We start from the raw sequence: 21675 nt of genomic DNA, 5'->3' as shown, positions 1-21675 counted from the left end.
CGTGCCCCGCGGAACGCCGCTCACCGTCGGCGCGAATGCGCAGGGCATCCGCACGCGGCGGACGTGGGCCCCGGGGGTCAGCCTCGGGCGGCCAGGTCCAGGATCTCGCGGGGGAGGTCTTCCACGCGGTCGTCGTCCCAGGGGCGTTCCCAGCCGCCCGCGCGCAGCACCTGGGTGAGCACCCCGGCGGTGAACCCCCACACGAGCATGCCGCGGACCCGGAAGGCGGGCCCCATGCGCAGGCCGCCCGGGTAGCGGACGGTCAGCCTGTTGTCCGGGTCGACCAGTTCGTCGATCGGCACGCGGGCGACCGTGGCGACCTCCCCGGGGTGGCCGGGCGCGATCTCCGACGGCGTGCGCCACCAGCCCGCCACGGGAGTGACCCGGTGGTCGCTGCGGGACAGGTACAGCTCGGGAAGCGTGGTCAGCACCTGCACCCCCGACGGCTCGACCCCGGCCTCCTCGTGCGCCTCGCGCAGCGCCGCGCCGACCGGCCCGTCGTCCTCGGGGTCGATCCGGCCGCCGGGGAAGGCCGGCTGGCCGGCGTGCTTGGTGAGCGTGGCGGCCCGCTCGGTGAGCAGGATGTCCGGACCGTGCGGCCCCTCCCCGAACAGGATCAGCACCGCCGCCGGGCGCGCCGTCGCCACCGGGCGCATCGTCGGCGGGACGGTCATCCGCGGCGCCTCGACGCGGAACCGGTCGAGCCATGCCGGACAGGGGGCTGCAGTCTCGCTCACGCCTCTCCCAACCTGATCAGTACCTGTTTCCTTCCCACCCTCCCAGCGCGGCCGGGCGGAGGTCAGGAGAACGGGCCCGGCTTGACCAGCTTGCGGGCGGTCTCCTCGTCGGTCGGCCCCTCGCCGAAGGACGGGCACAGCCGGGCCACCGCGCAGGCCCCGCACGCCGGGCGGCGCGAGTGGCACACGCGGCGGCCGTGCCAGATCAGCCGGTGCGACAGCATCGTCCACTCCTTGCGCGGGATCAGCTCGCCGACCTCGTGCTCGACCTTGACCGGATCGGTCTCGGCCGTCCAGCGGAAGCGGCGGGCCAGCCGCCCGAAGTGGGTGTCGACGGTGATCCCCGGCACGTCGAAGGCGTTGCCGAGCACCACGTTGGCGGTCTTGCGGCCCACGCCCGGCAGGGTGACGAGCTCGTCCAGGGTCCGCGGCACCGCGCCGCCGAACCGCTCGCACAGGACCGCCGACAGGCCCATGACGGACCTGGTCTTGGCCCGGAAGAACCCGAGCGGCTTGAGGATCCGCTCGACGTCCTCGGGGTCGGCGGCGGCCAGGTCCTCGGGGCCGGGGTACTTGGCGAACAGCGCCGGGGTGGTCTGGTTGACCCGCACGTCGGTCGTCTGCGCCGACAGGACGGTGGCGATCAGCAGCTGGAACGGGTCGGCGAAGTTCAGCTCGCACTTGGCGTCGGGATAGACCTCGGTCAGAATCCGGTTGATCTTCCGGGCGCGGCGTACGAGCGCCAGCCTGGTCTCCTGCCCACGCCCCGCGTCGTCCTTGCTGCTCGCCATGCCGGCAAGCGTACGACCTCCCCAGACCTCACCCCCCGGCTACGCCCACACGGCATCGCGCACCCCGCCCCCAGCCCCGCCGCCGCCCGGTCGCAGCCCCGCCGTCGCCCGGTCGCGGTCTGGGCGTGGTCGTGTTGCGGTCTGGGCGTGGTCGCGTTGCGGTCTGGGCGTGGTTTGTGTTCGGAGGGGGTCAGGGGTCGACGATGCCGTCTCGGCGGGCCTCGCGGTACAGGTCGAGTCGTGTGGGGGCCTCCCGTCCCGCCTTGGCGTACTTCTCCCTCGCCCGGTCGAGGTACTGCTTGACGGTGTGCTCGCTGATGCCCATCTGGCGGGCGACGGCCGTCCTGGTGAGGCCGCCCAGCCACAGCCGCATCGTGCGCAGCTCCTGCTCGGAGAAGCTGGGCGGGCACGGGCCCGTGGCGGCGAGCATCGCCCCGGCCTGGGACGGCGTCGTGTACGTGCCGCCCGCCGCGACGGCGAGAACGGCCTCGATGAGGTGGAGCCGCCCCTCGCCGGTCTCCTTGGTGATGTAGGCGCGGGCACCGGCCATCTCGGCGCTGTGCACCAGGTCGGGGTCGGCGTACTGGGAGAACACCACGATCCGGCGGCCCGCCGCGGCCAGGTCGGCGATCTCGTCGAAGACCAGGCGGCCGCCGATCCGCAGGTCGATGACCAGCACGTCGGCGGTCGCGGCCGGGCCCTCGTCGAGGCCGCTCAGGTCGGTGCCGGTGTGCACGATCTCGAGGCGCTCGCCGGGGTCCTCGGCGATCCACGTCCGCACGCCCGACAGCACCACGTCCTGGTCGTCCACGACGGCGATCTTCACCGTGCCCATCGGGCCGCCCCCCAGAGCAGGTCGCCGTCACGGCCGGCCGTCATGAGGGGCCCGCCTGAGCGCCCCGGCGGTCATCGGCTCCGCCGGGCCCCGCGCGGGCGCGGCGACGGCCCCGTGCGCCGGATGACCCCCGAACGGGGGTCATGACAGTCTTCGGGCGCCGTCCACATGATTGGTCTGGGGCCTGCGTTCGTTCCATCGCGAGGGGGAGAGCCACATGATGGCGAAACGAGAACTTCGGGTCGCAGTCGGTCACGTCAGGATACTTCGACCGTCCCGCGCGGCCCATACGTCCGACGCCGATAGGGACGCGCCCTTATGATCCGCGGCGCGCCGTCAAAAGGCCGCCGCGGCCACGGCGCGCCACCCTCGGGGTCCGCTGCGTGATCCGGTTCCAGGCCCCGTCTCTCCGGCTCGGGTGGCCGCCGCCCCGAGCCGTGCCCGCGATTCCTTCCCCGAAGAGACCGACCGTGGCTCCCCGGTCGCATCGCGACGGGGGGCCGAGCACTCAAGGCTTGGAGGATTCCGGAAGATGTGTCCCATCAGTTTCGGTGTGCTGGGGCCGTTCGAAGCCGCGTTCAGGGGACGGCTCACCAGGATTCCGCGCGGCCGGCAGCGGCTGCTGCTGGCCGCGCTGGTGCTCAAGGCGAACGAGGTCGTCTCGGTCGAGGAGCTTCTCGACCGCGTGTGGGGCGACCGGCTGCCCGACTGCCCGCGCGGCGCGCTGCAGACCTGCCTGACCCGGGTGCGGCAGTGGCTGGACGCCCACGAGGACGGCGCGTCCGAGGCGATCAAGACCTCGTCCACCGGCTACGTGCTGCAGCTGCGGCCGGCCGACGTGGACCTGCTGCGGTTCCACGGCCTGGTCGGCGAGGCGCGCGCCGCCGGCGAACGCGGCGACCGGGCCGCCGAGCTGGCGGCCCTGACCGAGGCGCTGGCGCTGTGGCGCGGCCCCGCCCTGTCGGACGTGCGTTCCGACTCCCTCCAGCAGGAGGTCGTGCCACGGCTCGCCGAGGACCACCTGCGCACGATGGAGTGGCGCAACGAGGTCGGCCTCGCCCTCGGGCGGCACCGCGAGATCGTCGGCGACCTGCGCTCCATGACCGCGTGCCATCCGCTCCGCGAGCGGTTCTGGCGGCAGCTGATGCTCGCCCTGTGCCGGTGCGGGCGGCAGGCCGAGGCGCTGGCGGCCTACCAGCAGGTGAGCACCCGCCTGCGGGAGGAGATCGGTATCGATCCCGGGCCGGAGCTGCGCAACCTGCATGTCGCGATCCTGCGCAACGACGCGGCGGTGATGAGCGAGGCCGCCCGCTGAGCGGTTCGGGGTCAGGTGGCCTGGGGGACGGCCTTGGCCAGTAGTTCGTGGGAGCGGACGCGGTCTTCGAGGCCGTGGACCAGGGTCATGGCCATCAGCTCGTCGGCGCCGGTCTCGTCGATCAGCTCGCCGACGCGGCGGGCGACGGTCTCCGGGCCGCCGATGAGGTGCGAGGTCATCCGGGCGCGCACCTGCGCGTGCTCCTCCGCCGGCCAGGGGTAGCGGGCGGCCTCCTCCGGCGTGAGGTTCGGGCCGTTGCGGGCGCCCTTGAGGGACTGGTGGATGATGACCGCGATCGGCCCGGCCAGCCACTCGGCCCGCTCGTCGGTGTCGGCGACGAGGACGGAGGCGGCGACGATGGCACGCGGACGGTCCTGCGCCGCCGACGGCCGGAACGCCTCGCGGTAGGCGCGCAGCGCGGGCGCCGCGTTCTCCGGGCGGACGTGGTGGGCGAAGGCGAACGGCAGGCCCAGCTCGCCGGCGAACCTGGCGTTGTCGACGCTGGAGCCGAGCAGCCACACGGCGGGCCGGCTGCCCTCGGCCGGGACCGCCGCGACCTCGCCGGGTCCGCGGGGCTCGAAGTAGCCGAGCAGCTCGCGGATCTGGTCGCGGTAGGCGTCCGACCCCGGCGGGCTGCTCACCCGCCGCAGCGCGCGGGCCGTGACCATGTCCGTGCCGGGGGAACGCCCGATGCCCAGGTCGACGCGGCCCGGGTTCAGCGCCTCCAGGGTGCCGAACTGCTCGGCGACGACGAGCGGCGGATGGTTGGGCAGCATCACCCCGCCCGAGCCGACCCGCATGCGGGAGGTGGCGGCGGCGATCTGGGCGACGAGCACCGGCGGGGCGCAGCTGGCGATGAACGGCGCGTTGTGGTGCTCGGCCACCCAGTACCGCAGATATCCCATCCGTTCCACTTCCGCGGCCAGCGTCATCGACTCGCGCAGCGCCTGGGCCGGTGTCGAGCCGCGCCATACCGGAGCGGTGTCCAGAACCGAGATCTCGATCATGCCTTTCTCCCTTTCGCGGGCTGTGCGGACACGATGAATCCTTTCCGGCGGAGTGGTGCCAGGCAACCCGCAAAGCCCACCGCACGGGCTTTCCGAAAGGGAAGTGCAAGCGAAGTGAAATTCCCCCTTTCCTAGAGTGCTAGGTGCAGGCGGGAGGTCCACAAGGGACCTTCCACGCACACAGAAAGGTGTGGCCATGCAGAAGGCTGCGGTGTACGAGCCCCCCACGCTGGCCGAGGCCGGCGACTTCATCCAGGTGACGCTCGGCCGTCCGAATTGGGGCTTCGAGGCCGACTGGTCCTGCGTCATGCTGTGCTGACCGCCCCTTCGGGCCGATCGTAGCGAAACCATTCCGCGCCGGTGCCGGGCCTTCCCGGCACCGGCGCGGCCATTCGGGACCACCTGAAGAAACGACCCGGAAAGGTGTGGAAAATGCTGCGGAAAGTCGTCGTCTACGAGCCCCCGACGCTGGGCGAGGGCGGCCGGTTCAGCCTCGTGACGCGCGGCCCCTCCGACTGGGGATTCGACGCGATGTGGTACAGCCTGATTCCCAGCTGACGAGGCCGGTCGCAGCGAAATAACTCCGAGACGAGGTGGACGGAGCAGTGGAATTCCTGGTCCTGCCGGACGTCCCCGGCGCGCTGGACGCGACCGGTGGCCGGACGGACGGAGAAAGCGCGCGGCACGGCCGCGACTCACGCCTGCGGCGGATTCTCGACGACGCGTTGCCGGACCTGTTCGGCGGGCCGGGTCCCAGCACGGCCGCCTCACCCGCGGAGGCCGCCCGGCCCGGGGACGCCCCCCGGCCCGGGAACGCCTCCTCGCCCGGGGACACCGCCTCGCCCGCGGCCGCCGTCCGGCCCGCGCGCGAGGTGGCCCCCGCGTTCACGGTGATCCCGCACGCCTCCGGCCGTCCCTGGATCGTCGGCCGCTGGCGCGAGGACGAGATCGTGTGGGCCCGCGCCGGGCGCGACCGGATCGCCGTGCTCGGCCCGTCGTCGGCGACCGCCGGCACGCTGGCCGCGCGGCTCCGTGACGCCCGCACGCCCGCCGACCTGGACGGGCTGAGCGCGGAGCTGGCGGGCAGCTTCCACCTGGTGGCCTCGATCGGCGACCGCGTACGGGTGCAGGGCAGCCTGTCGACCGCCCGCCAGGTCTTCCACGCCGACGTCGCGGGCACCCCGGTGGCGGCCGACCGGCCGCAGACCCTGGCGGCCCTGGTCGGTGCCGCGCCCCGGGAGGAGGCGCTCGCCGCCTGGCTGGTGGCGCCCTGGCTGCCGTGGCCGCTGAACGAACGCTGCCTGTGGAAGGGCGTCGACGCCCTGCCCGCGGGCTGCTACCTGGAACTGTCCGCCGACGGCGGCAGCCGCGCCGTGCGATGGTGGAGTCCGCCCGAGCCGGACCTTCCGCTGGCGGACGGCGCCGGACGCGTACGCGAGGCCCTGTGCGACGCCGTGGCCGTCCGGACGCGGGGCCACGACACCCTCAGCGCCGACCTGTCGGGCGGCATGGACTCCACGAGCCTGTGCTTCCTGGCCGCCGGTGACGTGGACAGGCTCGTGACGACCCGGTGGGAGGCCGCGGACCCGGCCGACGAGGACCAGGTCTGGGCGGCGCGGGCGGCGGCGTCGCTGCCCGGCGGCGAGCACCTGGTGCTGTCGCGCGACGTCGCCCCCACCTGGTTCGCCGACCTGTCGCAGCCCGATCCTGACATCGAGGCGCCGTTCGCCTGGATCCGCACACGGGCCCGCCTCACCCACATGGCCGAGCAGGTCGCCGCACGCGGCTCGTCCGCGCATCTCACCGGGCACGGCGGCGACGAGCTGTTCCTGAGCAACCCGCTCTACCTGCACACCCTGGTGCGCACCAGGCACGTGCGGTCGATCCCCTACCTGCGCGCGTACCGCGCCCTGCACCGGTGGCGGCCGGCGCACACCGCGCAGGCGCTGCTGGCGAACGACTCGTTCGGCCAGTGGCTGTCCAGGACCGCCGACGAGCTCACCGACCCCGTCCGGGAGGTGCAGGGCCGTCCGTCGTTCGGCTGGGGCGTCGCCTACCGCATGCCCGCGTGGGCCACCGGCGAGGCCGTCGACACGGTCCGCCGCCTCCTGCGGGACACCGGCCGGTCCGAACCCGAGCCGCTGGCGCCGCTGCGCGGCCAGCACGCCGCGCTGGCGGACGCGCGGCTGTGCGGCGACACGCTGCGGCGCGTCGACCGGCTAACGTCCCGCTCCGGCGTGTCGTGGCACGCCCCGTACGTGGACGACCGGGTCGTCGAGGCGGCGCTGGCCATCCGGTTCGAGGACGTGGCCATGCCCGACCGGTACAAGCCGGCGCTCACCGCGGCCATGCGGGGCGTCGTCCCTGACGCCGTCCTCGGCCGTTCCACCAAGTCGGAGTACAGCGCGGAGGCCTACGACAGCCTGCGACGCCACCGCGCCGAACTGCTGGGGCTGTGCGAGGACATGCGGCTGGCGCGGCTCGGGCTGGTGAACGCCGACGCGCTGCGTTCGCTGCTGCTCGCCCTCCCCCCGACGTCCCTCACCCTCGTTCCGCTGATCAGCACGTTCGCCTGTGAGACGTGGCTGCGGAACCTGCCCTCCGGAGGAGCCCGATGACCATCTCCCCCCACGTGACGCTGACCGAGACCGAGCACGGCATGGTGCTGCTGAACGAGCGGAGCGGCCGCTACTGGACGCTCAACGTCACCGGCGCGACCGTCGTGCGGCTGCTGCTGGACGGGCACACCGTGGACGACGCGCTGACGACGCTGCGCGGCCGCCATCCCGACGCGGCCGACCGGCTGGAGGCGGACGTCGACGCGTTCGTCAAGGCGCTGTACGAGGCCGAGGTGCTGCTGCCATGACGATGCCGGTCGCACTCGAGTCCTCGGCCCGCGTCCCGCGGCACCGCCGGGCCGCCGCCCGGGTCGCGGTGGGGCTGGCGTGGCTGCTGATGCGGATGTCCCCGCTGCGGATCCGGCAGGTGCTCGGCGTGCTGCGGCGCGGCGCCCGCCCGGCCACGGCCGCGCGGGCGCTGGCGGCGCGCCAGGCGGTCGTGTCGGTCAGCGTGCAGTGCGCGGGCCAGGGGTGCCTGCAGCGTTCGCTGGCGACGGCGCTGCTGTGCAGGTTCGGCGGCACCTGGCCGGACTGGTGCACGGGCGTGCGCACCGAGCCGTTCCGCGCCCACGCCTGGGTGGAGGCGGAGGGACGGCCCGTCGGCGAGCTGGAGGAGATCCACGCCTTCCGCAAGGTCATGGTGGTGCCGGCCCTGCCCGCCGGGGACCGGCCGCGCTCCGAGGCGGGGGCCGGGCGATGACGGACTACCTGCTCCTGGCCGCGCGGGCGCTGACCGCCACGGTGTTCGCGCTGGCGTTCGTGGGCAAGGCGCGCGGAGCCGAGCGGTTCGGCGGGTTCGTCACCTCGATCCACCAGCTCGCGCTCATCCCGCGGCGGGCCGCGACCCCGGTGGCCCTCGCCATCGTGATCGGCGAGGGGGCGGCCGTGCTGCTGCTGATCCTGCCGTTCGCGCCGCGCCTCGGGTCGGCGCTGGCCGTCGCGCTGCTGGCGGTGTTCATCGCGGCGGTGGTCCGGTCCGTGCGCGGCGGCGTCTTCGCCGAGTGCCGCTGCTTCGGCTCCCGGGGCGCGGTGATGAGCCACGCGATGATCGTCCGGAACCTGCTGCTCATGGCGATCGCCGTGCCGGGCGTGGCCGCCGCGCCCGTCCCCACGGGCCGGCCGGTCGCCGCCGTCGCGGCGGTACTGGCCGGTGTGCTGGCCGCGGCCCTGTTCACCCGCTACTACGACCGGGGGGTGGCGGCGCTCATGAGGCGGCTGGTGGCGGCGGAGCGCGCGGAGGCCCCGCGGTGATCGAGACGACCGGGCTGTGCCGGCGGTTCGGCGCCGTGCGGGCGCTGGAGGACGTGACCCTCAGCGCACCGCGCGGCTCGGTGCTCGGCCTGCTCGGCCACAACGGCGCCGGGAAGACGACGCTGGTCGACATCCTGGCCACGCTGTGCCGCCCGTCGGCCGGGACGGCGCGGGTGGCGGGGTTCGACGTGGTCGGCCAGGCCCGCCAGGTGCGCCGCAGGATCGGGGTGACGGGGCAGTTCGCCGCCGTCGACGAGCAGATCTGCGGCCGCGACAACCTGGTGCTGATCGCCCGGCTGCTCGGCGCGGGCCGCGCGGAGGCCCGGCGGCGCGCCGACGAGTTGCTGGAGCGCTTCGGCCTGACCGCCGCGGCCGGCCGCGCCGTCCGCGGCTACTCCGGCGGCATGCGCCGCAGGCTGGACCTGGCCGCCAGCCTCACCGGACGTCCCGAGGTGCTGTTCCTGGACGAGCCCACCACCGGCCTGGACCCCGAGAGCCGCCTGACCACCTGGGACGTCGTCCGCGACCTCGTCCGCGACGGCACCACCGTGGTGCTGACCACCCAGTACCTGGACGAGGCCGACCGGCTGGCCGACACCGTCACGGTGCTCGCCGACGGCCGCGTGATCGCCTCGGGCGCCCCGGCCGACCTGAAGGCCAAGGCGGGCGGCCGCACCGCCGCCGTCCGCCCGGCCGACGCGGGCGACGTCCCGCTCGCCGAGGCGGCGCTGCGCCGCCGGGGCCTGCGCACGCACCGCGACGCCGCGGCCGTGTCGGTGCCCGTGCCCGCCGCGTCGGGCGACCTGGGCCTGATCGTGCGGGCGCTGGACGAGGCCCCCATCGGCCCCTACGAGCTGGCGCTGACCGAACCCACGCTGGACGACGTGTACCTGTCCCTGATGGGAGCGCGACGATGACGACCGCACCGGCGACCGCCTCGGCGACCTCGACGGCCCTCTGGCGGGGCAGCGGCACGGCGACGCAGATCCTCGTCCTCACCCTCAGGTCGCTGCGCGCCCTCGTCCTCGACCCCCGCCTGATCATGGCGAGTCTGCTGAGCCCGCTGCTGATGCTGCTGCTGTTCAGCCAGCTGTTCGGCGGGCTGTTCGGCGGCGCCGCCGGGACGGCCGCCGGGGCCCCGGGCGTGCGCTACGTCGACTTCCTCGTCCCGGCGATCCTGGTCACCACGGCCGTGCAGGCGGCCTTCACCACCGGGCTCGGGCTGGTGCACGAGATGACGAACGGCATCGTCACCCGCTTCCGCACGCTGCCGATCTGGCCGGGCTCGGTGCTGCTGGCCCGCAGCCTGGCCGACATGACCCGCACGGCCGTCCAGTTGCTGCTCGTCCTGCTGGTCGCGACGCTGGTGCTCGGTTTCCGCCCGGACGGCGGGATCGCCGGGGTCGCGGCCGCGTGGGCGCTGGCGCTCACGGTCGGCGGGGGCCTCGGCTGGATCTTCATCGCGCTGGCCTGCTGGCTGCGCGGCCCCGAGCTCATGCAGAGCGTCGCCGGGCTGGCGACCTTCCCGCTGATCTTCGCCTCGACCGCGTTCGTCCCGGCGGCGGCCCTGCCCGGATGGTTGCGGGCCGTCGCCCACGCCAACCCCGTCACCTACGGCATCGAGGCGGCCCGCGACCTCACGCTGGGCCGCCCCGCCGGCGCCGCCGCCCTCGCCGCGGTCGCCATCAGCCTCACCGTGGCCGCCGTCTGCGTCCTGCTCGCGATCCGCGGTTTCCAGCGCATCCGCTGACGGCCTCACGCGCGTCCGCTGACGGCCTCCCGGCGCCCCCGGCACACCGGCGGACAGCCGATCCGTCCACAATCGAAATCCTCGCCCCGGACACCCCGTGATGACCTGCTTCGCGGCCTTGTGACTGCCCTCACCGGGCGGTCCGTACACTTGATGCCGGAAGGATTTGGCGTCTGAGCGGACCAGAGCGGTCCAGCTCATCGCGGGTGCCGGGGTGGAACCGGCACGCCGTGGCCCTGCCTTCACGTGCGCGGTGGGACGTACGTCACACTATGCGTGTAGGTGTTTGTAGGAGGAGAAAGCGTGACCGACCGCGACGTGGACGTTCTGAGCAGAGCCCCGCTGTTCGAGGCACTCGACGAGCAGGGCGCCAAGGCGCTTCGCGCCAACGTGACCGAAGTGCGGCTGGCACGCGGCCAGACGCTCTTCAACGAGGGCGAGACGGGCGACCGCCTGTACGTCGTCCTGGAAGGCAAGATCAAGCTGACCCGCACCGCCCCCGACGGGCGGGAGAACCTGCTGAGCGTGCTCGGCCCCAGCGAGATGTTCGGCGAGCTGTCGCTGTTCGACCCGCGGCCGCGCACCGCCAGCGCCGTCGCGGTGACCGAGTGCCGCCTCGCCGGGCTCGGTCACGACGACCTGCGGCCCTGGCTGACCGGCCACCCCGAGGTGGCGGTGCAGCTGCTGCGCGCGCTGGCCCAGCGGCTGCGCAAGACCAACGACGTGATGGCCGACCTGGTGTTCACCGACGTGCCCGGACGCGTCGCCAAGGCGCTGCTGGACCTGGCCGAGCGGTTCGGCCAGCCCTCGGAGGCCGGGCTGCACGTCCACCACGACCTCACCCAGGAGGAGCTGGCACAGCTCGTCGGCGCGTCCCGGGAGACGGTCAACAAGGCCCTGGCCGACTTCGCCCAGCGCAACTGGCTGCGGATCGAGGCGCGCGCCGTCGTCATCCTCGACATCGAACGTCTGCGCAAGCGCTCCAAGTGAGGACGGTCTTCCGCAGGGTCGCAGCCGCCCCGGTGATCTTGCGGAAGCACCGGCCGTCCCCCCGTTCCCCCTGCGGTTCACGTACCGGCGGAACGCTCGTTGAGGTAGTCGAGCTGGGCCTGCACGGACCACTCGGCGGCCGGCCACAGTGACCGGTCGACGTCGGCGTAGACGCGTTCGACCACCTCCCGCGCCGTCCGGGCACCGGCGGCCACGGCGGCCTCCACCTGGGCCAGACGCTCCCGCCGGTGGGAGATGTAGTGGTCCAGGGCGGCGATGGGGTCGTCCAGGCGCGGGCCGTGGCCGGGCAGGATGGTCGCCGCCTCCCGGGCCTCGGCGAACGCCCGCAGCCGGTCCAGGGACGCCAGGTAGTCCCCCAGCCTGCCCTCGACGACCGTGCTGCCGTACCCGAGCACGGTGTCCCCGGTGAGGACGGCGCGGTCGGCGGGCAGCCAGAACGTCAGCGAGTCGTTGGAATGGCCGGGCGTCTCCAGGACGCGCAGCTCCAGCCCTCCGGTGGTGACGACGTCGCCCTCGGCCAGCCCCTCGTCGCCGAGCCGGTGCCGGGGGTCCAGCGCCCGCACCGGGACGGCGCCGCCGCGTCGTCCGGCCGCCTCCGCGGCGAGTTCGGCGAACCGCTTCGCGCCCGCCGCGTGGTCGGGGTGCCCGTGCGTGAGCAGGACCAGCCCGACGCGGCGTCCCTGCGACGCGACGGTGCGCACCACGCGCTCCAGGTGCTTGCCGTCCTTGGGGCCGGGGTCGATGACGACCGTCTCCTCCGAGCCGGGCTCGGCGACGATCCAGGTGTTGGTGCCGTCCAGGGTCATCGGCGACGGGTTCGGCGCGAGCACGCAGGTCGCCCGTTCCGTGCCCATCCCATCGATCTCGCTCATCTCATCCATCCTGCCGGTCGCCGGGCGCAGGCCCAGCCGCCGGCCCAGGCGGTCCAGCCGCGCCAGGTGACGCGGCGCCGACGTGCCCGCCAGCCGCCATGCCAGCTCCCGGGTCAGCTCCCGGGCGGGCCGACGGCGCACGGCCGCTCATCCCCGCGGGTAGTGGCGGGCCGTCTCGGGCGGCAGCACCAGGTACGGCTCCCCGTCGATGATCTCCGCCGTCGGCTCGTAGGTGACGATCTCGCGCCGGGCCGCCAGCACGTCCGCGACCGTCCGGTAGCCGGCCAGTTCCGACAGGGTGGCCAGGGTCGGCGGCATCAGGAACCATTCGCCCGCCTGCGCCCGCCGCACCGCGTCCTCGGGCCGCACCCACGTCACCCGGTCCGCCTCGGTGCTGACGTCGCCGGCGCGCTGCCCCGGCGGGATCGCGGCGACGAAGAACCGCGTGTCGTACCGCTTCGGCTCGATCGCGGGCGTGATCCAGTGCGCCCACGGCCGCAGCAGGTCGGAGCGCAGCACCAGCCCGCGCCGGTTCAGCATCTCGGCCAGCGACACGGTGCGGGCGAGCAGCGCCTGCCGGTCGGCCTCCCACGTGTCGCCGCGGGTGTCGTCCACCACCGCCGTCCCGGCGGGCCCGGCGAGCAGGATCAGGCTCTCCTCGAACGTCTCGCGCACGGCCGCGCAGACCAGCTCGCGTGCCAGCTTGTCCCCGGCCCGGAACGCGGCGCCCCACTCCGCCGGGGAGGGCCCGGCCCAGGCGATGTCCGTGTCGCCGTCGCGCGGGTCGACCGACCCGCCGGGGAACACGTACGCCCCCGGCGCGAACGCCATCGACGACACCCGCCGCAGCATGAACACCTGCAGCCCGTGCTCAGGATGATCCCGCAGGACGACCACGGTCGCGGCGTCCCGTGGCGCCACCGGCTCGATCCGTCCGGCGCGCATGCCCTCGATCCGCTCCACGAACTGCTCCGGGAGCTTCAGCCCGTTCACCATCGGCCGTTCCGGGGCATGTGGGGGGACGCCCCCTCGCGGACAATTCGACTGATCCCCATGGCGGCTAATTCGGACATACCGAATGCCGTTCCGTCAAGTCCCGGCCGATCCCGCCCTTGCCGCCGTCGGCGGGCGTGCCGCCGCTTCGACGGCCGCGGTACCGCGCACGGGCGCGCCCGCGGCCGTCTGCGAACGTCAGTCGACCTCGGCGATGAGCTCCACCTCGACGGGCGCGTTCAGCGGCAGCGCCGCCACGCCGACCGCGCTGCGCGCGTGCCTGCCCGCGTCTCCGAACACCGCGCCCAGCAGGTCGCTGGCCCCGTTGACGACCTTCGGCTGGCCGTAGAAGTCCGGCGCGCTGGCCACGAAGCCGACGACCTTGACGATGCGCCGGACCCGCGCCAGCTCCCCCACCTCGGCCCGCAGCGCGGCGATCGCGTTGAGCGCGCAGATCCTGGCCTGCTCGGCGGCCTCCTCAAGGCTCACCTCGGCGCCGACCCTGCCGGTCACCGGCAGCTCGCCCTTGACCATCGGCACCTGCCCGGCCGTGTAGACCAGGGAGCCGGTGCGGACCGCCGGCACGTACGAACCCGCCGGCGCGACGACCTCGGGCAGCTCCAGCCCGAGCTCGCGCAGCCGCTCCTCGGGCGTCACTTCGGCTCCACCTCGCGCTTGAAGTAGGCCACCAGGCTCTCGGGGTTGGGCCCCGGCAGGACGGTGACGAGCTCCCACCCGTCCTGGCCCCAGTTGTCAAGAATCTGCTTGGTCGCGTGCACCAGCAGCGGAACGGTCGCGTACTCCCACTTCTTCATGGCCACTCAGCCTAGCGACCACCCCACCCCCACCCCCGCCTCCCAACCACCACCACCCCACCCAGGCCGCCCCTACCCCCGCACCGGACCACGGTCGGGGCGGACTCGGGGCGTCGCCGGGGCGTGCTGGGGCCGGCCTGCGGCTGTCTTGCGGTGCCGCTGGCATTCGCGGGCGGGCCGGCGAACTGCGGCCGCCCCGCGAGGGGCTAGGGCTTGGCGGGGTCGGGTGGCGGGGTGCCGCCGGGTGGCTGGTCGGAGTGGGTCGGGTCCGGCGGCGTGGTTCCGTCGGCGGGGCGCGGGGGCTCCGCCGAGGCGGCGGACGGAGGGCCGCCGTCGGTGAGGCCCGGCCGGGCGTCGGAGCCGGAACCGGACAGCTCGGAGGGCTTGTGCGCGGGCTCGTCCAGGCCGAGGACGGGAGGGACGTCCTTGGTCGACTCCAGCGCCGGGCCGCTCTCGGCCGCCTTGGCGAGTTCCTCCTCGGCCTTGGCGAGGCGTTCACTGAGGTCGGGCTTGCCCTCACCGCCGGGCTGGGACGCGGGGCCCGGAGCCATCCGGTCGAAGAAGCGCAGCAGCTCCACCGGGAACGGCATGATCAGCGTGCTGTTCTTCTCCGCCGACACGTCCACCACCGTCTGCAGCAGCCGCAGCTGGAGGGCGGCCGGGTCCTGCGACATGATCTCGGCGGCGGCGGCCAGCCGCTTGGACGCCTGGAACTCGCCGTCCGCCGCGATGATCCGGGCGCGGCGTTCGCGTTCGGCCTCGGCCTGGCGGGCCATGGAGCGCTTCATGCCCTCCGGCAGCGACACGTCCTTGATCTCGACGCGTTCGATCCGGATGCCCCAGGGACCGTCGGTGATCTCGTCCATGATCGCGCGCAGCCGCGTGTTGATCTTCTCGCGCTCGCCCAGCAGTTCCTGCATGTCGGTCTGGCCGATCACCGAACGCAGCGAGGTCTGCCCGATCTGGGACACCGCGTACCCGTAGTTCTGCACGTTGACGATGGCCTTCACCGGGTCGATCACCCGGAAGTAGACCACCGCGTCGACCCGTACGGACACGTTGTCCTGGGTGATGCCCTCCTGCGCGGGCACGTTCATCGTGACCGTCTGCCGGTTGACCTTCTGCATCCGCTCCACGATCGGGATGATCCCGGTGAGGCCGGGGGGCCGGACCGCGCCGGGACGCAGCCGGTCGCCGCGCCGCACCTGCCCGAACCGGAACACGATGCCGTGCTCGTACTGCTGGACCACCCGGACGGCCGACGCCGCGGTCAACAGGGCCACGAAGGCGACGATGAGGATGATGGTGAGGATTACCGCCATCACGGGCACCTTTCGATAGAGAAGGCCCGAACCCGCGGGTCCCGCCGGACCCCTGGGCGGCGACGGACGAGGCGCCGCACCGGGCGCCTGGAGCGCGCCGACCCGGAACGGCGGGCCGATTCGGGGAACTCGGCCAGGCCGAAACGGTCTGGACGTCCCCCGGGCGGCTCGGCCGGTCAGGCAGGCGGAATCCGAGGGATCGGTCTCACGTTTCCTACCCACCCTCGGGGGCACGGCCCACACGATGGTCGGAAAGGGGGACCTCGGCGGGGCACGGCATCGTGTCAGGAATCACTTGCATGGGGACCGGGCACCCCCTCAAGTCCTTGCCGAGCGAACGATATGGTCGATCGGGTGAGCGCGAGAGACACCGACTGGGACGGCGTGCGTCTGCACGTGGTCACGGGCAAGGGCGGCACCGGCAAGACCACGGTCGCCGGCGCCCTGGCGCTGGCGCTGGCCGCGGGCGGCCGGAAGGTCCTGCTGGTCGAGGTCGAGGGACGGCAGGGCATCGCCCAGCTCTTCGACTGCGCGCCGCTGCCGTACGAGGAGCGCCGGGTCGCCGTCGCGCCGGACGGCGGCGACGTCTACGCGCTCGCCATCGACACCGAAGAGGCGCTCATCGAGTACCTCGAGATGTTCTACAACCTCAAGCGGGCCGGCAAGGCCATGACCCGGCTCGGCGTGGTCGACTTCGTCACCGCGATCGCCCCCGGCCTGCGCGACGTGATCCTCACCGGGAAGACCAGCGAGGCCGTCCGCCGCCGCGACTCCTCCGGCGCGTTCGTCTACGACGCGGTGGTCATGGACGCCCCGCCCACCGGCCGCATCACCAAGTTCCTCAACGTCAACGAGGAGGTGTCCGGCCTGGCCAAGGTGGGCCCGATCCGCAACCACGCCGACACGGTCATGCGGGTGGTGCGCAGCCCCGAGACGGTCGTGCACTTCGTCACGCTGCTGGAGGAGATGCCCGTCCAGGAGGCCATGGACGGCGTCGCCGAGCTGCGCCGCGTCGGGCTGCCGGTCGGCGGCGTGATCGTCAACATGGAGCACCCGCCGATGCTGGACGAGGAGGCGCTGGCCGCCGCCGGGAAGGGCGAGCTGGAAACCGACGCGGTCGTCCGCGGCCTCAAGGCCGCCGGGCTGGAGCACGACGCCGAGGCGATCGCCGCCGTCCTGGCCGCCGAGGCCGGCGAGCACGCCCGCCGCACCGCGCTCCAGCGCCGCGAGAAGGAGCGCCTGCAGACCCTGGACCGCCCGCGCTACGTCCTGCCGCTGCTGTCCGACGGCATGGACCTGGCGGGCCTGTACGACCTGGCGCAGGCACTGCGTGACCAGGGTGCGGCATGACCAGCGGAAGGGACGGCCTGAGATGAGCCCCACCGGCAAGACGCCGCCGGTCCTGGACGTGGACGCGCTGCTCGACGACCCGCGCACGAAGATCATCGTGTGCTGCGGGTCGGGCGGCGTCGGCAAGACCACCACCGCCGCGGCGCTCGGCCTGCGCGCCGCCGAACGCGGCCGCGACGTCGTCGTGCTGACCGTCGACCCCGCGCGGCGGCTGGCCCAGTCCATGGGCCTGTCGGAGCTCGACAACAACCCGCGCCGCATCGACATCGAGGGCGACGGCGAGCTGCACGCCATGATGCTCGACATGAAGCGCACCTTCGACGAGATCGTCGAGGCGCACGCCGATCCCGACCGGGCCAGGCAGATCCTGGCCAACCCCTTCTACCAGTCGCTGTCGTCCAGCCTGTCGGGCACGCAGGAGTACATGGCGATGGAGAAACTCGGGCAGCTGCACCGCTCGGGCGCCTGGGACCTCATCGTCGTCGACACCCCGCCGTCGCGCAACGCGCTGGACTTCCTCGACGCCCCCGCCCGCATGGGGCGGCTGCTGGACGGCCGGTTCATGAAGATCCTGGCCGCGCCCGCCAAGACCGGCGGCCGGTTCGGCGTCAAGGTGCTCAGCGCCGGGTTCGGCATGTTCACCGGCGTGCTCAACAAGGTGCTCGGCATGCAGCTGCTGCGCGACGTGCAGACGTTCGTGGCCGCGTTCGACACGATGTTCGGCGGGTTCCGCGAACGCGCCGAGAAGACGTTCCGGCTGCTGCAGACGCCCGGCACCGCGTTCCTGGTGGTGGCCGCGCCGGAGCCGGACGCGCTGCGCGAGGCGTCCTACTTCGTCGAGCGCCTGGCCGAGGAGCGCATGCCGCTCGCCGGACTGGTCGTCAACCGCGTGCACGAGTCCGCGGCCGACGGGCTGTCGGCCGCGCGCAGCCTGGCCGCCGCCGAGACGCTGCAGGAACGCGGCGACCACCCGCTCACCGCCGCGCTGCTACGCCTGCACGCCGACCGCATGCAGCTCGCCGCGCGCGAGGGACGGCTGCGCGAGCACTTCGCGTCCACGCACCCGACCGTCCCGGTGACGACCGTCCCCGCGCACGCCGAGGACGTCTGCGACCTGGACGGCCTGCGCCTCATCGGCGAGGACCTGGCCCGCGCCAAGCCCGCCGCGGCCGCCTGACCGGCCGCCCCGTCCGCACGTACGCGTGAAAAGCACAGACGGTCGTGGGCACGCACCAGTGATGGTGCGTGCCCACGACCGTTGTTAGTTGGTTGGACCCTGCCGATCGGGTACCCGGAGAACCGGGCCCCGTCCCGCCTGCCGCCGCCGGTGCGGCACGGCGACGGTCAGCTGGCGACGAGTTCGTTCTCGTTGGACGACTCGACCCGCCGCTCGTACGCCTCCTTGGCGGTCTCCAGCAGTTCGCGCCACGATTTCACGTCCGGACGCCGACGCAACAAGGCTCGCCGCTCACGCTCGGTCATCCCACCCCAGACACCGAACTCGATCCGGTTGTCAAGAGCGTCGGCGAGACACTCGGTGCGCACCGGGCAGCCGCGGCAGATGAGCTTGGCTCGGTTCTGCGCTGCTCCCTGCACGAACAGGGCGTCTGGATCCGCGTTACGGCAGGCGGCGCGGGCGGTCCAATCCGTGATCCACATCTTGGCCCCACTCCCCTAGGGTCTGTGTCGATTTGCGCTCCTTGGCCAGACGGGCGCGGACGTCAGGCCGCCAAACGAAAGCCGTGGGGAAGAACTTACGGAAGCGAGGGGGGAATCAACAGCCCCCGATGGGCCCATTCTCGATATAGCCCGGCAGGGCCATACCGCCGGAACGGACTAGTTACCTCTCCTTGACGCGCGAGGTAGCGCGTCGGTTGACAGCGCACGAGTGATCAGGCCCGGACGATCGGACAGAGCCGGGTCCGTCGCGATACGCAGCGGTCATGTACGGGACGAGTGAGCTGTCCCGTATGCACTGCTCGTCCCGCGTACGCTAGGGCTCGTGCAGAAAGAAGGTCGAGCGCGCGCCGTCTCCACGCTCCTGCGGCTGATCGGGACCGGTGTCGTCGCGGGTGTGCTGGTGGCGTTCATCGCGCTGCCCGGTGTCGGCAGCGCCGGGCTCACCGCCCGCGACGCCGCCAACAACTTCCAGGACATGGACAGCAGCCTGAAGACGACGCCGCCGTCGGAGAAGACGGTGGTGTACGACGCCACCGGGCAGCCGATCGCCACGTTCTTCGACAAGTACCGCGAGTCGGTACGGCTCGACCAGGTCGCCCCCATCATGAAGCAGGCGATCATCGACATCGAGGACTCGCGCTTCTACCAGCACGGCGCGCTCGACATGAAGGGCACCATCCGCGCGCTCGCCTCCAACGTCGAGTCCGACCAGACGCAGGGCGGATCCACGCTGACCCAGCAGTACGTCAAGAACCTGCTGGTCGACAGCGCCAAGACGCAGGAGGAGTACCTGGAGGCCACCGCCCCGACGGTCGGCCGCAAGCTGCGCGAGCTGCGTTATGCGCTCGACCTCGAAAAGCGCATGACGAAGAACCAGATCCTCGAGGGCTACCTCAACATCGCCTACTTCGGCGCCGGCGCGTACGGCGTGCAGGCCGCGTCCAAGCGGTACTTCAGCAAGCCCGCCGCCGAGCTCACCCTCGAACAGGCGGCGCTGCTGGCGGGCATCACCCAGAACCCGACCGCCTACGACCCGATCCGCAACCCCAAGGACGCGCGCAAGCGCCGCGACACCGTCCTCTACCGCATGCAGCAGCTCGGGCACATCACCAAGGCGCAGGCCGACGCCGCCGCGGCCAAGCCCATCGAGCTGAACCGCACCGAGCCGGTCGGCGGCTGCGAGACCAGCAAGGCGCCGTTCTTCTGCGAGTACGTCAAGTACGACATGCTCAACATCCTGTCCGACGGCAAGTACTGGAAGATGGACCCGAAGGAGCAGCAGGACGTCGTCAACAAGCTCAACCGCGGCGGCTACACGATCCGCACCACCCTGGACATGAAGTCCCAGCGCGCCCTCGACAGCGCGGTGCGCTCGCGCGTGTCCCCCACCGGCAACCGGGTCGCGGTCGAGGCGATGGTCGAACCGGGCACCGGGCACGTCAAGGCGATCGGGCAGAGCAAGCGGTTCGGCGCGGGCAAGGGCCGCACCGCCATCAACCTGGCCGCCGACCGCTACCACGGCGGCGGCAGCGGCGTGTCCGCCGGATCGACGTTCAAGGTGTTCACCCTGGCCGCCGCGCTCGAAGAGGGCATCCCGGTCAGCACCACCATCAACTCGCCGCAGACCACCACGATCAGCGGCTTCCAGCCGTGCCGGATGCCGAACGGCAAGATGCTCGGCGGCGGCACCTGGACGATGAGCAACGCCGGCGACAGCGAGGCGGGCAACTTCAACCTCAAGACCGGCACCTGGCACTCGGTCAACACCTTCTACGCCGCGCTGGAGAAGCGCGTCGGCGTCTGCGACGCGGTCAAGATGGCCGAGAAGTTCGGGATGAAGAAGGCCACCGGCGCCCCGCTCGACCCGTACCCCGCCCAGGTGCTGGGCACCAACGACATCGACATGGTGCACCTGGCCGCCGCGTACGCCGGGTTCGCCGCCCGCGGCAAGTACTGCGCGCCGGTCTCGATCACCGAGGTCGTCGACAACGAGGGCAAGAAGCTCAAGCTGCCCAAGGCCGAGTGCCGTCAGGCCGTCGACGAGGCCGTGGCCGACAAGGTCAACGAGATCCTGCAGGGCGTGCTGACCAAGGGCACCGCCGCGGGGCAGGGCATCGGCCGTCCCGCCGCCGGCAAGACCGGCACGTGTGAGGAGTTCACCTGCGCGGTCTTCGCCGGCCACACCCCCAACATGGCCGCCGCCGTCGCCTACTACGACTTCCGCGGTCCGTGGCAGTACAAGGTGTACGGCGTCTACGGCGCCGACATCCCCGCCCCCATCTGGGCGCAGAGCATGCGCAACGCCCTGGCGGGCAAGCCCGCCCCGGGCTTCTCCCGCCCTGTCCGTGACTTCGGCGACACCACCAAGGTCCCCGACCTCAAGGGCATGTCGGTCGACCAGGCCCGGCGCACCCTGGAGGGAGCCGACCTGAAGATGCGGCTGGCCCCCCGCGGCGTCGCGTCCGACCAGCCCCGCGGCTCGATCGCCGCGTCCTCCCCGGACGCGGGCACCGAGGTCGACCCCGGCACCACCGTCACCGTCTACCAGAGCGAGGGCAAGGATCGCCCCGGCGGTCCCAATCGCCCCGATCGGCCCGGCCAGGGCCCCGGGCAAGGCGAATGGCCCTTCCCCTGGCCTCCGGGCCGAGACCGGAACTGACCGCTGAACGAACGCCCCCCGGCCGCACACGCGACCGGGGGGCGTTCCAGTGCTCGCGGCCGCCACGCGGCTCGCCGAGCGCCTCAGCTGCCGGCGAGCTGCCGCTTGACCTCCGCCGCGACGCGTCCGCCCTCGGCCCGTCCCGCGACCTTGGGGTTCACGACCTTCATGACCTGCCCCATCGCCTTGGGCCCCGCCGCGCCCGTCTCGGCGATCACGCCGGCGACCAGGGCGGACAGCTCCTCGTCGGTGAGCTGGGCGGGCAGGTACTCCTCCAGCACCGCGCCCTCGTCCCGCTCGGCCTGCGCCTGCTCCTCGCGTCCGGCGTCGGCGAACGCGGTGGCGGCCTCCCGGCGCTTCTTGGCCTCCCGGCTCAGCACCTTGACCACGTCCTCGTCGGACAGCTCGCGGGCCTTCTTGCCGGCGACCTCCTCGTTCCGCACCGCGGTCAGGGCCATGCGCAGCGTGCGGGTCCGCACCTCGTCCCGCGCCTTGATCGCGGTGGAGAGGTCGCTCTCCAGCTTCTCCTTGAGCTTCATGGTCACATCATGCCCGCCGGGCACCCGCCGTCTCATCAGGAATAATCCGCGACGGTTCAGCCGGGACGCACTTGTCTGGAACGATGGGAGGCGTACGAAGGGGCCCGCCGCGGGCCCGGAGGGAGAACCG

At 73.0% G+C, this 21675-nt stretch carries 24 protein-coding genes; 13 read left to right on the top strand and 11 right to left on the bottom strand.

The window, feature by feature from the left end; translation table 11 throughout:
• Window positions 1–77: 77 nt before the first annotated feature.
• The 3 genes from ABZ801_RS03185 to ABZ801_RS03175 form a co-directional block, all read right to left on the bottom strand.
• On the bottom strand, window positions 78–674 hold the full coding sequence (locus ABZ801_RS03185; RefSeq protein WP_360692692.1) for a CoA pyrophosphatase: 597 nt from the start codon (window positions 672–674) through the stop codon (window positions 78–80).
• Between the two features lie 125 nt (window positions 675–799).
• On the bottom strand, window positions 800–1528 hold the full coding sequence (nth, locus tag ABZ801_RS03180; RefSeq protein WP_344952833.1) for an endonuclease III: 729 nt from the start codon (window positions 1526–1528) through the stop codon (window positions 800–802).
• A gap of 190 nt (window positions 1529–1718) precedes the next feature.
• Entirely contained in the window at window positions 1719–2363 is a 645-nt protein-coding gene (locus tag ABZ801_RS03175) for a response regulator transcription factor (protein WP_360692024.1), read from the bottom strand.
• A 532-nt stretch (window positions 2364–2895) separates the two neighbouring features.
• Between ABZ801_RS03175 and ABZ801_RS03170 the strand changes: the two genes are divergently transcribed.
• Window positions 2896–3678, top strand: coding sequence for an AfsR/SARP family transcriptional regulator (locus ABZ801_RS03170; protein ID WP_360692021.1), 783 nt, complete (start codon window positions 2896–2898; stop codon window positions 3676–3678).
• 11 nt (window positions 3679–3689) lie between these two features.
• On the opposite strand, the gene ABZ801_RS03165 is transcribed toward ABZ801_RS03170, so the two are convergent.
• Window positions 3690–4685: an LLM class flavin-dependent oxidoreductase gene (locus ABZ801_RS03165; protein ID WP_360692018.1), complete on the bottom strand. Its 996-nt coding sequence runs from the start codon at window positions 4683–4685 to the stop codon at window positions 3690–3692.
• Window positions 4686–4881: 196 nt separating this feature from the next.
• Here ABZ801_RS03165 and ABZ801_RS03160 point away from each other — a divergent pair, with 196 nt between their 5' ends.
• From ABZ801_RS03160 to ABZ801_RS03120, 9 genes are all read left to right on the top strand, one after another.
• A complete protein-coding gene (locus ABZ801_RS03160) occupies window positions 4882–5004 on the top strand; it encodes a lasso RiPP family leader peptide-containing protein (RefSeq protein ID WP_344952826.1) in 123 nt (40 codons plus the stop codon).
• Between the two features lie 113 nt (window positions 5005–5117).
• Entirely contained in the window at window positions 5118–5243 is a 126-nt protein-coding gene (locus tag ABZ801_RS03155; RefSeq protein ID WP_344952824.1) for a hypothetical protein, read from the top strand.
• Window positions 5244–5290: 47 nt separating this feature from the next.
• Window positions 5291–7303 carry an asparagine synthase-related protein gene (locus ABZ801_RS03150; RefSeq protein WP_360692013.1) on the top strand — a complete coding sequence of 671 codons (2013 nt, stop codon included), beginning with the start codon at window positions 5291–5293 and terminating at the stop codon, window positions 7301–7303.
• On the top strand, window positions 7300–7551 hold the full coding sequence (locus tag ABZ801_RS03145) for a lasso peptide biosynthesis PqqD family chaperone (RefSeq protein ID WP_344952820.1): 252 nt from the start codon (window positions 7300–7302) through the stop codon (window positions 7549–7551). The genes ABZ801_RS03150 and ABZ801_RS03145 overlap by 4 nt, the downstream gene beginning before the upstream one ends.
• Window positions 7548–8003, top strand: a complete 456-nt coding sequence (locus ABZ801_RS03140) for a lasso peptide biosynthesis B2 protein (protein ID WP_360692011.1) — start codon at window positions 7548–7550, stop codon at window positions 8001–8003. The genes ABZ801_RS03145 and ABZ801_RS03140 overlap by 4 nt, the downstream gene beginning before the upstream one ends.
• Window positions 8000–8554, top strand: coding sequence for a MauE/DoxX family redox-associated membrane protein (locus ABZ801_RS03135; RefSeq protein WP_360692008.1), 555 nt, complete (start codon window positions 8000–8002; stop codon window positions 8552–8554). Before ABZ801_RS03140 ends, ABZ801_RS03135 begins: the two co-directional genes overlap by 4 nt.
• Complete coding sequence (locus tag ABZ801_RS03130; RefSeq protein WP_360692005.1) at window positions 8551–9471, top strand: ATP-binding cassette domain-containing protein; 921 nt, start codon at window positions 8551–8553, stop codon at window positions 9469–9471. Before ABZ801_RS03135 ends, ABZ801_RS03130 begins: the two co-directional genes overlap by 4 nt.
• Window positions 9468–10304 (top strand): ABC transporter permease, encoded by an 837-nt coding sequence (locus ABZ801_RS03125; RefSeq protein WP_360692002.1) that lies wholly within the window; start codon window positions 9468–9470, stop codon window positions 10302–10304. The genes ABZ801_RS03130 and ABZ801_RS03125 overlap by 4 nt, the downstream gene beginning before the upstream one ends.
• Before the next feature lie 303 nt (window positions 10305–10607).
• The gene (locus tag ABZ801_RS03120; protein WP_026412280.1) at window positions 10608–11294 is read left to right on the top strand and encodes a Crp/Fnr family transcriptional regulator; all 687 of its coding nucleotides are present in this window, start codon (window positions 10608–10610) and stop codon (window positions 11292–11294) included.
• Window positions 11295–11371: 77 nt separating this feature from the next.
• Here ABZ801_RS03120 and ABZ801_RS03115 read toward each other — a convergent pair whose 3' ends face one another.
• From ABZ801_RS03115 to ABZ801_RS03095, 5 genes are all read right to left on the bottom strand, one after another.
• Window positions 11372–12196 carry an MBL fold metallo-hydrolase gene (locus tag ABZ801_RS03115; protein ID WP_360692689.1) on the bottom strand — a complete coding sequence of 275 codons (825 nt, stop codon included), beginning with the start codon at window positions 12194–12196 and terminating at the stop codon, window positions 11372–11374.
• A 138-nt stretch (window positions 12197–12334) separates the two neighbouring features.
• Entirely contained in the window at window positions 12335–13183 is an 849-nt protein-coding gene (locus ABZ801_RS03110; RefSeq protein WP_344952806.1) for an NUDIX hydrolase, read from the bottom strand.
• A gap of 195 nt (window positions 13184–13378) precedes the next feature.
• Window positions 13379–13837 carry a RidA family protein gene (locus ABZ801_RS03105; RefSeq protein WP_344952804.1) on the bottom strand — a complete coding sequence of 153 codons (459 nt, stop codon included), beginning with the start codon at window positions 13835–13837 and terminating at the stop codon, window positions 13379–13381.
• A complete protein-coding gene (locus tag ABZ801_RS03100) occupies window positions 13834–13995 on the bottom strand; it encodes a DUF4177 domain-containing protein (protein WP_344952802.1) in 162 nt (53 codons plus the stop codon). Before ABZ801_RS03100 ends, ABZ801_RS03105 begins: the two co-directional genes overlap by 4 nt.
• A gap of 206 nt (window positions 13996–14201) precedes the next feature.
• Complete coding sequence (locus ABZ801_RS03095; RefSeq protein WP_360691997.1) at window positions 14202–15317, bottom strand: SPFH domain-containing protein; 1116 nt, start codon at window positions 15315–15317, stop codon at window positions 14202–14204.
• Between the two features lie 354 nt (window positions 15318–15671).
• On the opposite strand from ABZ801_RS03095, the gene ABZ801_RS03090 reads away from it, so the two are divergent.
• The gene (locus tag ABZ801_RS03090; RefSeq protein ID WP_344952794.1) at window positions 15672–16667 is read left to right on the top strand and encodes an ArsA-related P-loop ATPase; all 996 of its coding nucleotides are present in this window, start codon (window positions 15672–15674) and stop codon (window positions 16665–16667) included.
• Between the two features lie 22 nt (window positions 16668–16689).
• A complete protein-coding gene (locus tag ABZ801_RS03085; protein WP_360691993.1) occupies window positions 16690–17844 on the top strand; it encodes an ArsA family ATPase in 1155 nt (384 codons plus the stop codon).
• A gap of 167 nt (window positions 17845–18011) precedes the next feature.
• Here the strand turns inward: ABZ801_RS03085 and ABZ801_RS03080 are convergent, their stop codons facing one another.
• A complete protein-coding gene (locus ABZ801_RS03080; protein ID WP_344952790.1) occupies window positions 18012–18326 on the bottom strand; it encodes a WhiB family transcriptional regulator in 315 nt (104 codons plus the stop codon).
• 343 nt (window positions 18327–18669) lie between these two features.
• Here ABZ801_RS03080 and ABZ801_RS03075 point away from each other — a divergent pair, with 343 nt between their 5' ends.
• Complete coding sequence (locus tag ABZ801_RS03075; RefSeq protein WP_360691989.1) at window positions 18670–21006, top strand: penicillin-binding protein; 2337 nt, start codon at window positions 18670–18672, stop codon at window positions 21004–21006.
• 83 nt (window positions 21007–21089) lie between these two features.
• On the opposite strand, the gene ABZ801_RS03070 is transcribed toward ABZ801_RS03075, so the two are convergent.
• The gene (locus ABZ801_RS03070) at window positions 21090–21545 is read right to left on the bottom strand and encodes a GatB/YqeY domain-containing protein (RefSeq protein ID WP_344952786.1); all 456 of its coding nucleotides are present in this window, start codon (window positions 21543–21545) and stop codon (window positions 21090–21092) included.
• Window positions 21546–21675 lie beyond the last annotated feature (130 nt).

Source organism: Actinomadura sp. NPDC047616, from assembly GCF_040642915.1.
In the GTDB taxonomy this organism is placed as follows: domain Bacteria; phylum Actinomycetota; class Actinomycetes; order Streptosporangiales; family Streptosporangiaceae; genus Spirillospora; species Spirillospora miaoliensis.
Note: the sequence above shows the minus strand (reverse complement) of the source record. Positions and strands in the feature narration are given on the sequence as shown.

Excerpts from the sequence above, each read along its gene's own strand:
- ABZ801_RS03185 (WP_360692692.1), bottom strand. The coding sequence starts at position 674 with ATGACCGTCCCGCCGACGATGCGCCCGGTGGCGACGGCGCGCCCGGCG.
- nth (WP_344952833.1), bottom strand. The coding sequence starts at position 1,528 with ATGGCGAGCAGCAAGGACGACGCGGGGCGTGGGCAGGAGACCAGGCTG.
- ABZ801_RS03175 (WP_360692024.1), bottom strand. The coding sequence starts at position 2,363 with ATGGGCACGGTGAAGATCGCCGTCGTGGACGACCAGGACGTGGTGCTG.
- ABZ801_RS03170 (WP_360692021.1), top strand. The coding sequence starts at position 2,896 with ATGTGTCCCATCAGTTTCGGTGTGCTGGGGCCGTTCGAAGCCGCGTTC.
- ABZ801_RS03165 (WP_360692018.1), bottom strand. The coding sequence starts at position 4,685 with ATGATCGAGATCTCGGTTCTGGACACCGCTCCGGTATGGCGCGGCTCG.
- ABZ801_RS03160 (WP_344952826.1), top strand. The coding sequence starts at position 4,882 with ATGCAGAAGGCTGCGGTGTACGAGCCCCCCACGCTGGCCGAGGCCGGC.
- ABZ801_RS03155 (WP_344952824.1), top strand. The coding sequence starts at position 5,118 with ATGCTGCGGAAAGTCGTCGTCTACGAGCCCCCGACGCTGGGCGAGGGC.
- ABZ801_RS03145 (WP_344952820.1), top strand. The coding sequence starts at position 7,300 with ATGACCATCTCCCCCCACGTGACGCTGACCGAGACCGAGCACGGCATG.
- ABZ801_RS03140 (WP_360692011.1), top strand. The coding sequence starts at position 7,548 with ATGACGATGCCGGTCGCACTCGAGTCCTCGGCCCGCGTCCCGCGGCAC.
- ABZ801_RS03135 (WP_360692008.1), top strand. The coding sequence starts at position 8,000 with ATGACGGACTACCTGCTCCTGGCCGCGCGGGCGCTGACCGCCACGGTG.
- ABZ801_RS03125 (WP_360692002.1), top strand. The coding sequence starts at position 9,468 with ATGACGACCGCACCGGCGACCGCCTCGGCGACCTCGACGGCCCTCTGG.
- ABZ801_RS03115 (WP_360692689.1), bottom strand. The coding sequence starts at position 12,196 with ATGGATGAGATGAGCGAGATCGATGGGATGGGCACGGAACGGGCGACC.
- ABZ801_RS03110 (WP_344952806.1), bottom strand. The coding sequence starts at position 13,183 with ATGGTGAACGGGCTGAAGCTCCCGGAGCAGTTCGTGGAGCGGATCGAG.
- ABZ801_RS03100 (WP_344952802.1), bottom strand. The coding sequence starts at position 13,995 with ATGAAGAAGTGGGAGTACGCGACCGTTCCGCTGCTGGTGCACGCGACC.
- ABZ801_RS03095 (WP_360691997.1), bottom strand. The coding sequence starts at position 15,317 with ATGGCGGTAATCCTCACCATCATCCTCATCGTCGCCTTCGTGGCCCTG.
- ABZ801_RS03085 (WP_360691993.1), top strand. The coding sequence starts at position 16,690 with ATGAGCCCCACCGGCAAGACGCCGCCGGTCCTGGACGTGGACGCGCTG.
- ABZ801_RS03080 (WP_344952790.1), bottom strand. The coding sequence starts at position 18,326 with ATGTGGATCACGGATTGGACCGCCCGCGCCGCCTGCCGTAACGCGGAT.
- ABZ801_RS03070 (WP_344952786.1), bottom strand. The coding sequence starts at position 21,545 with ATGAAGCTCAAGGAGAAGCTGGAGAGCGACCTCTCCACCGCGATCAAG.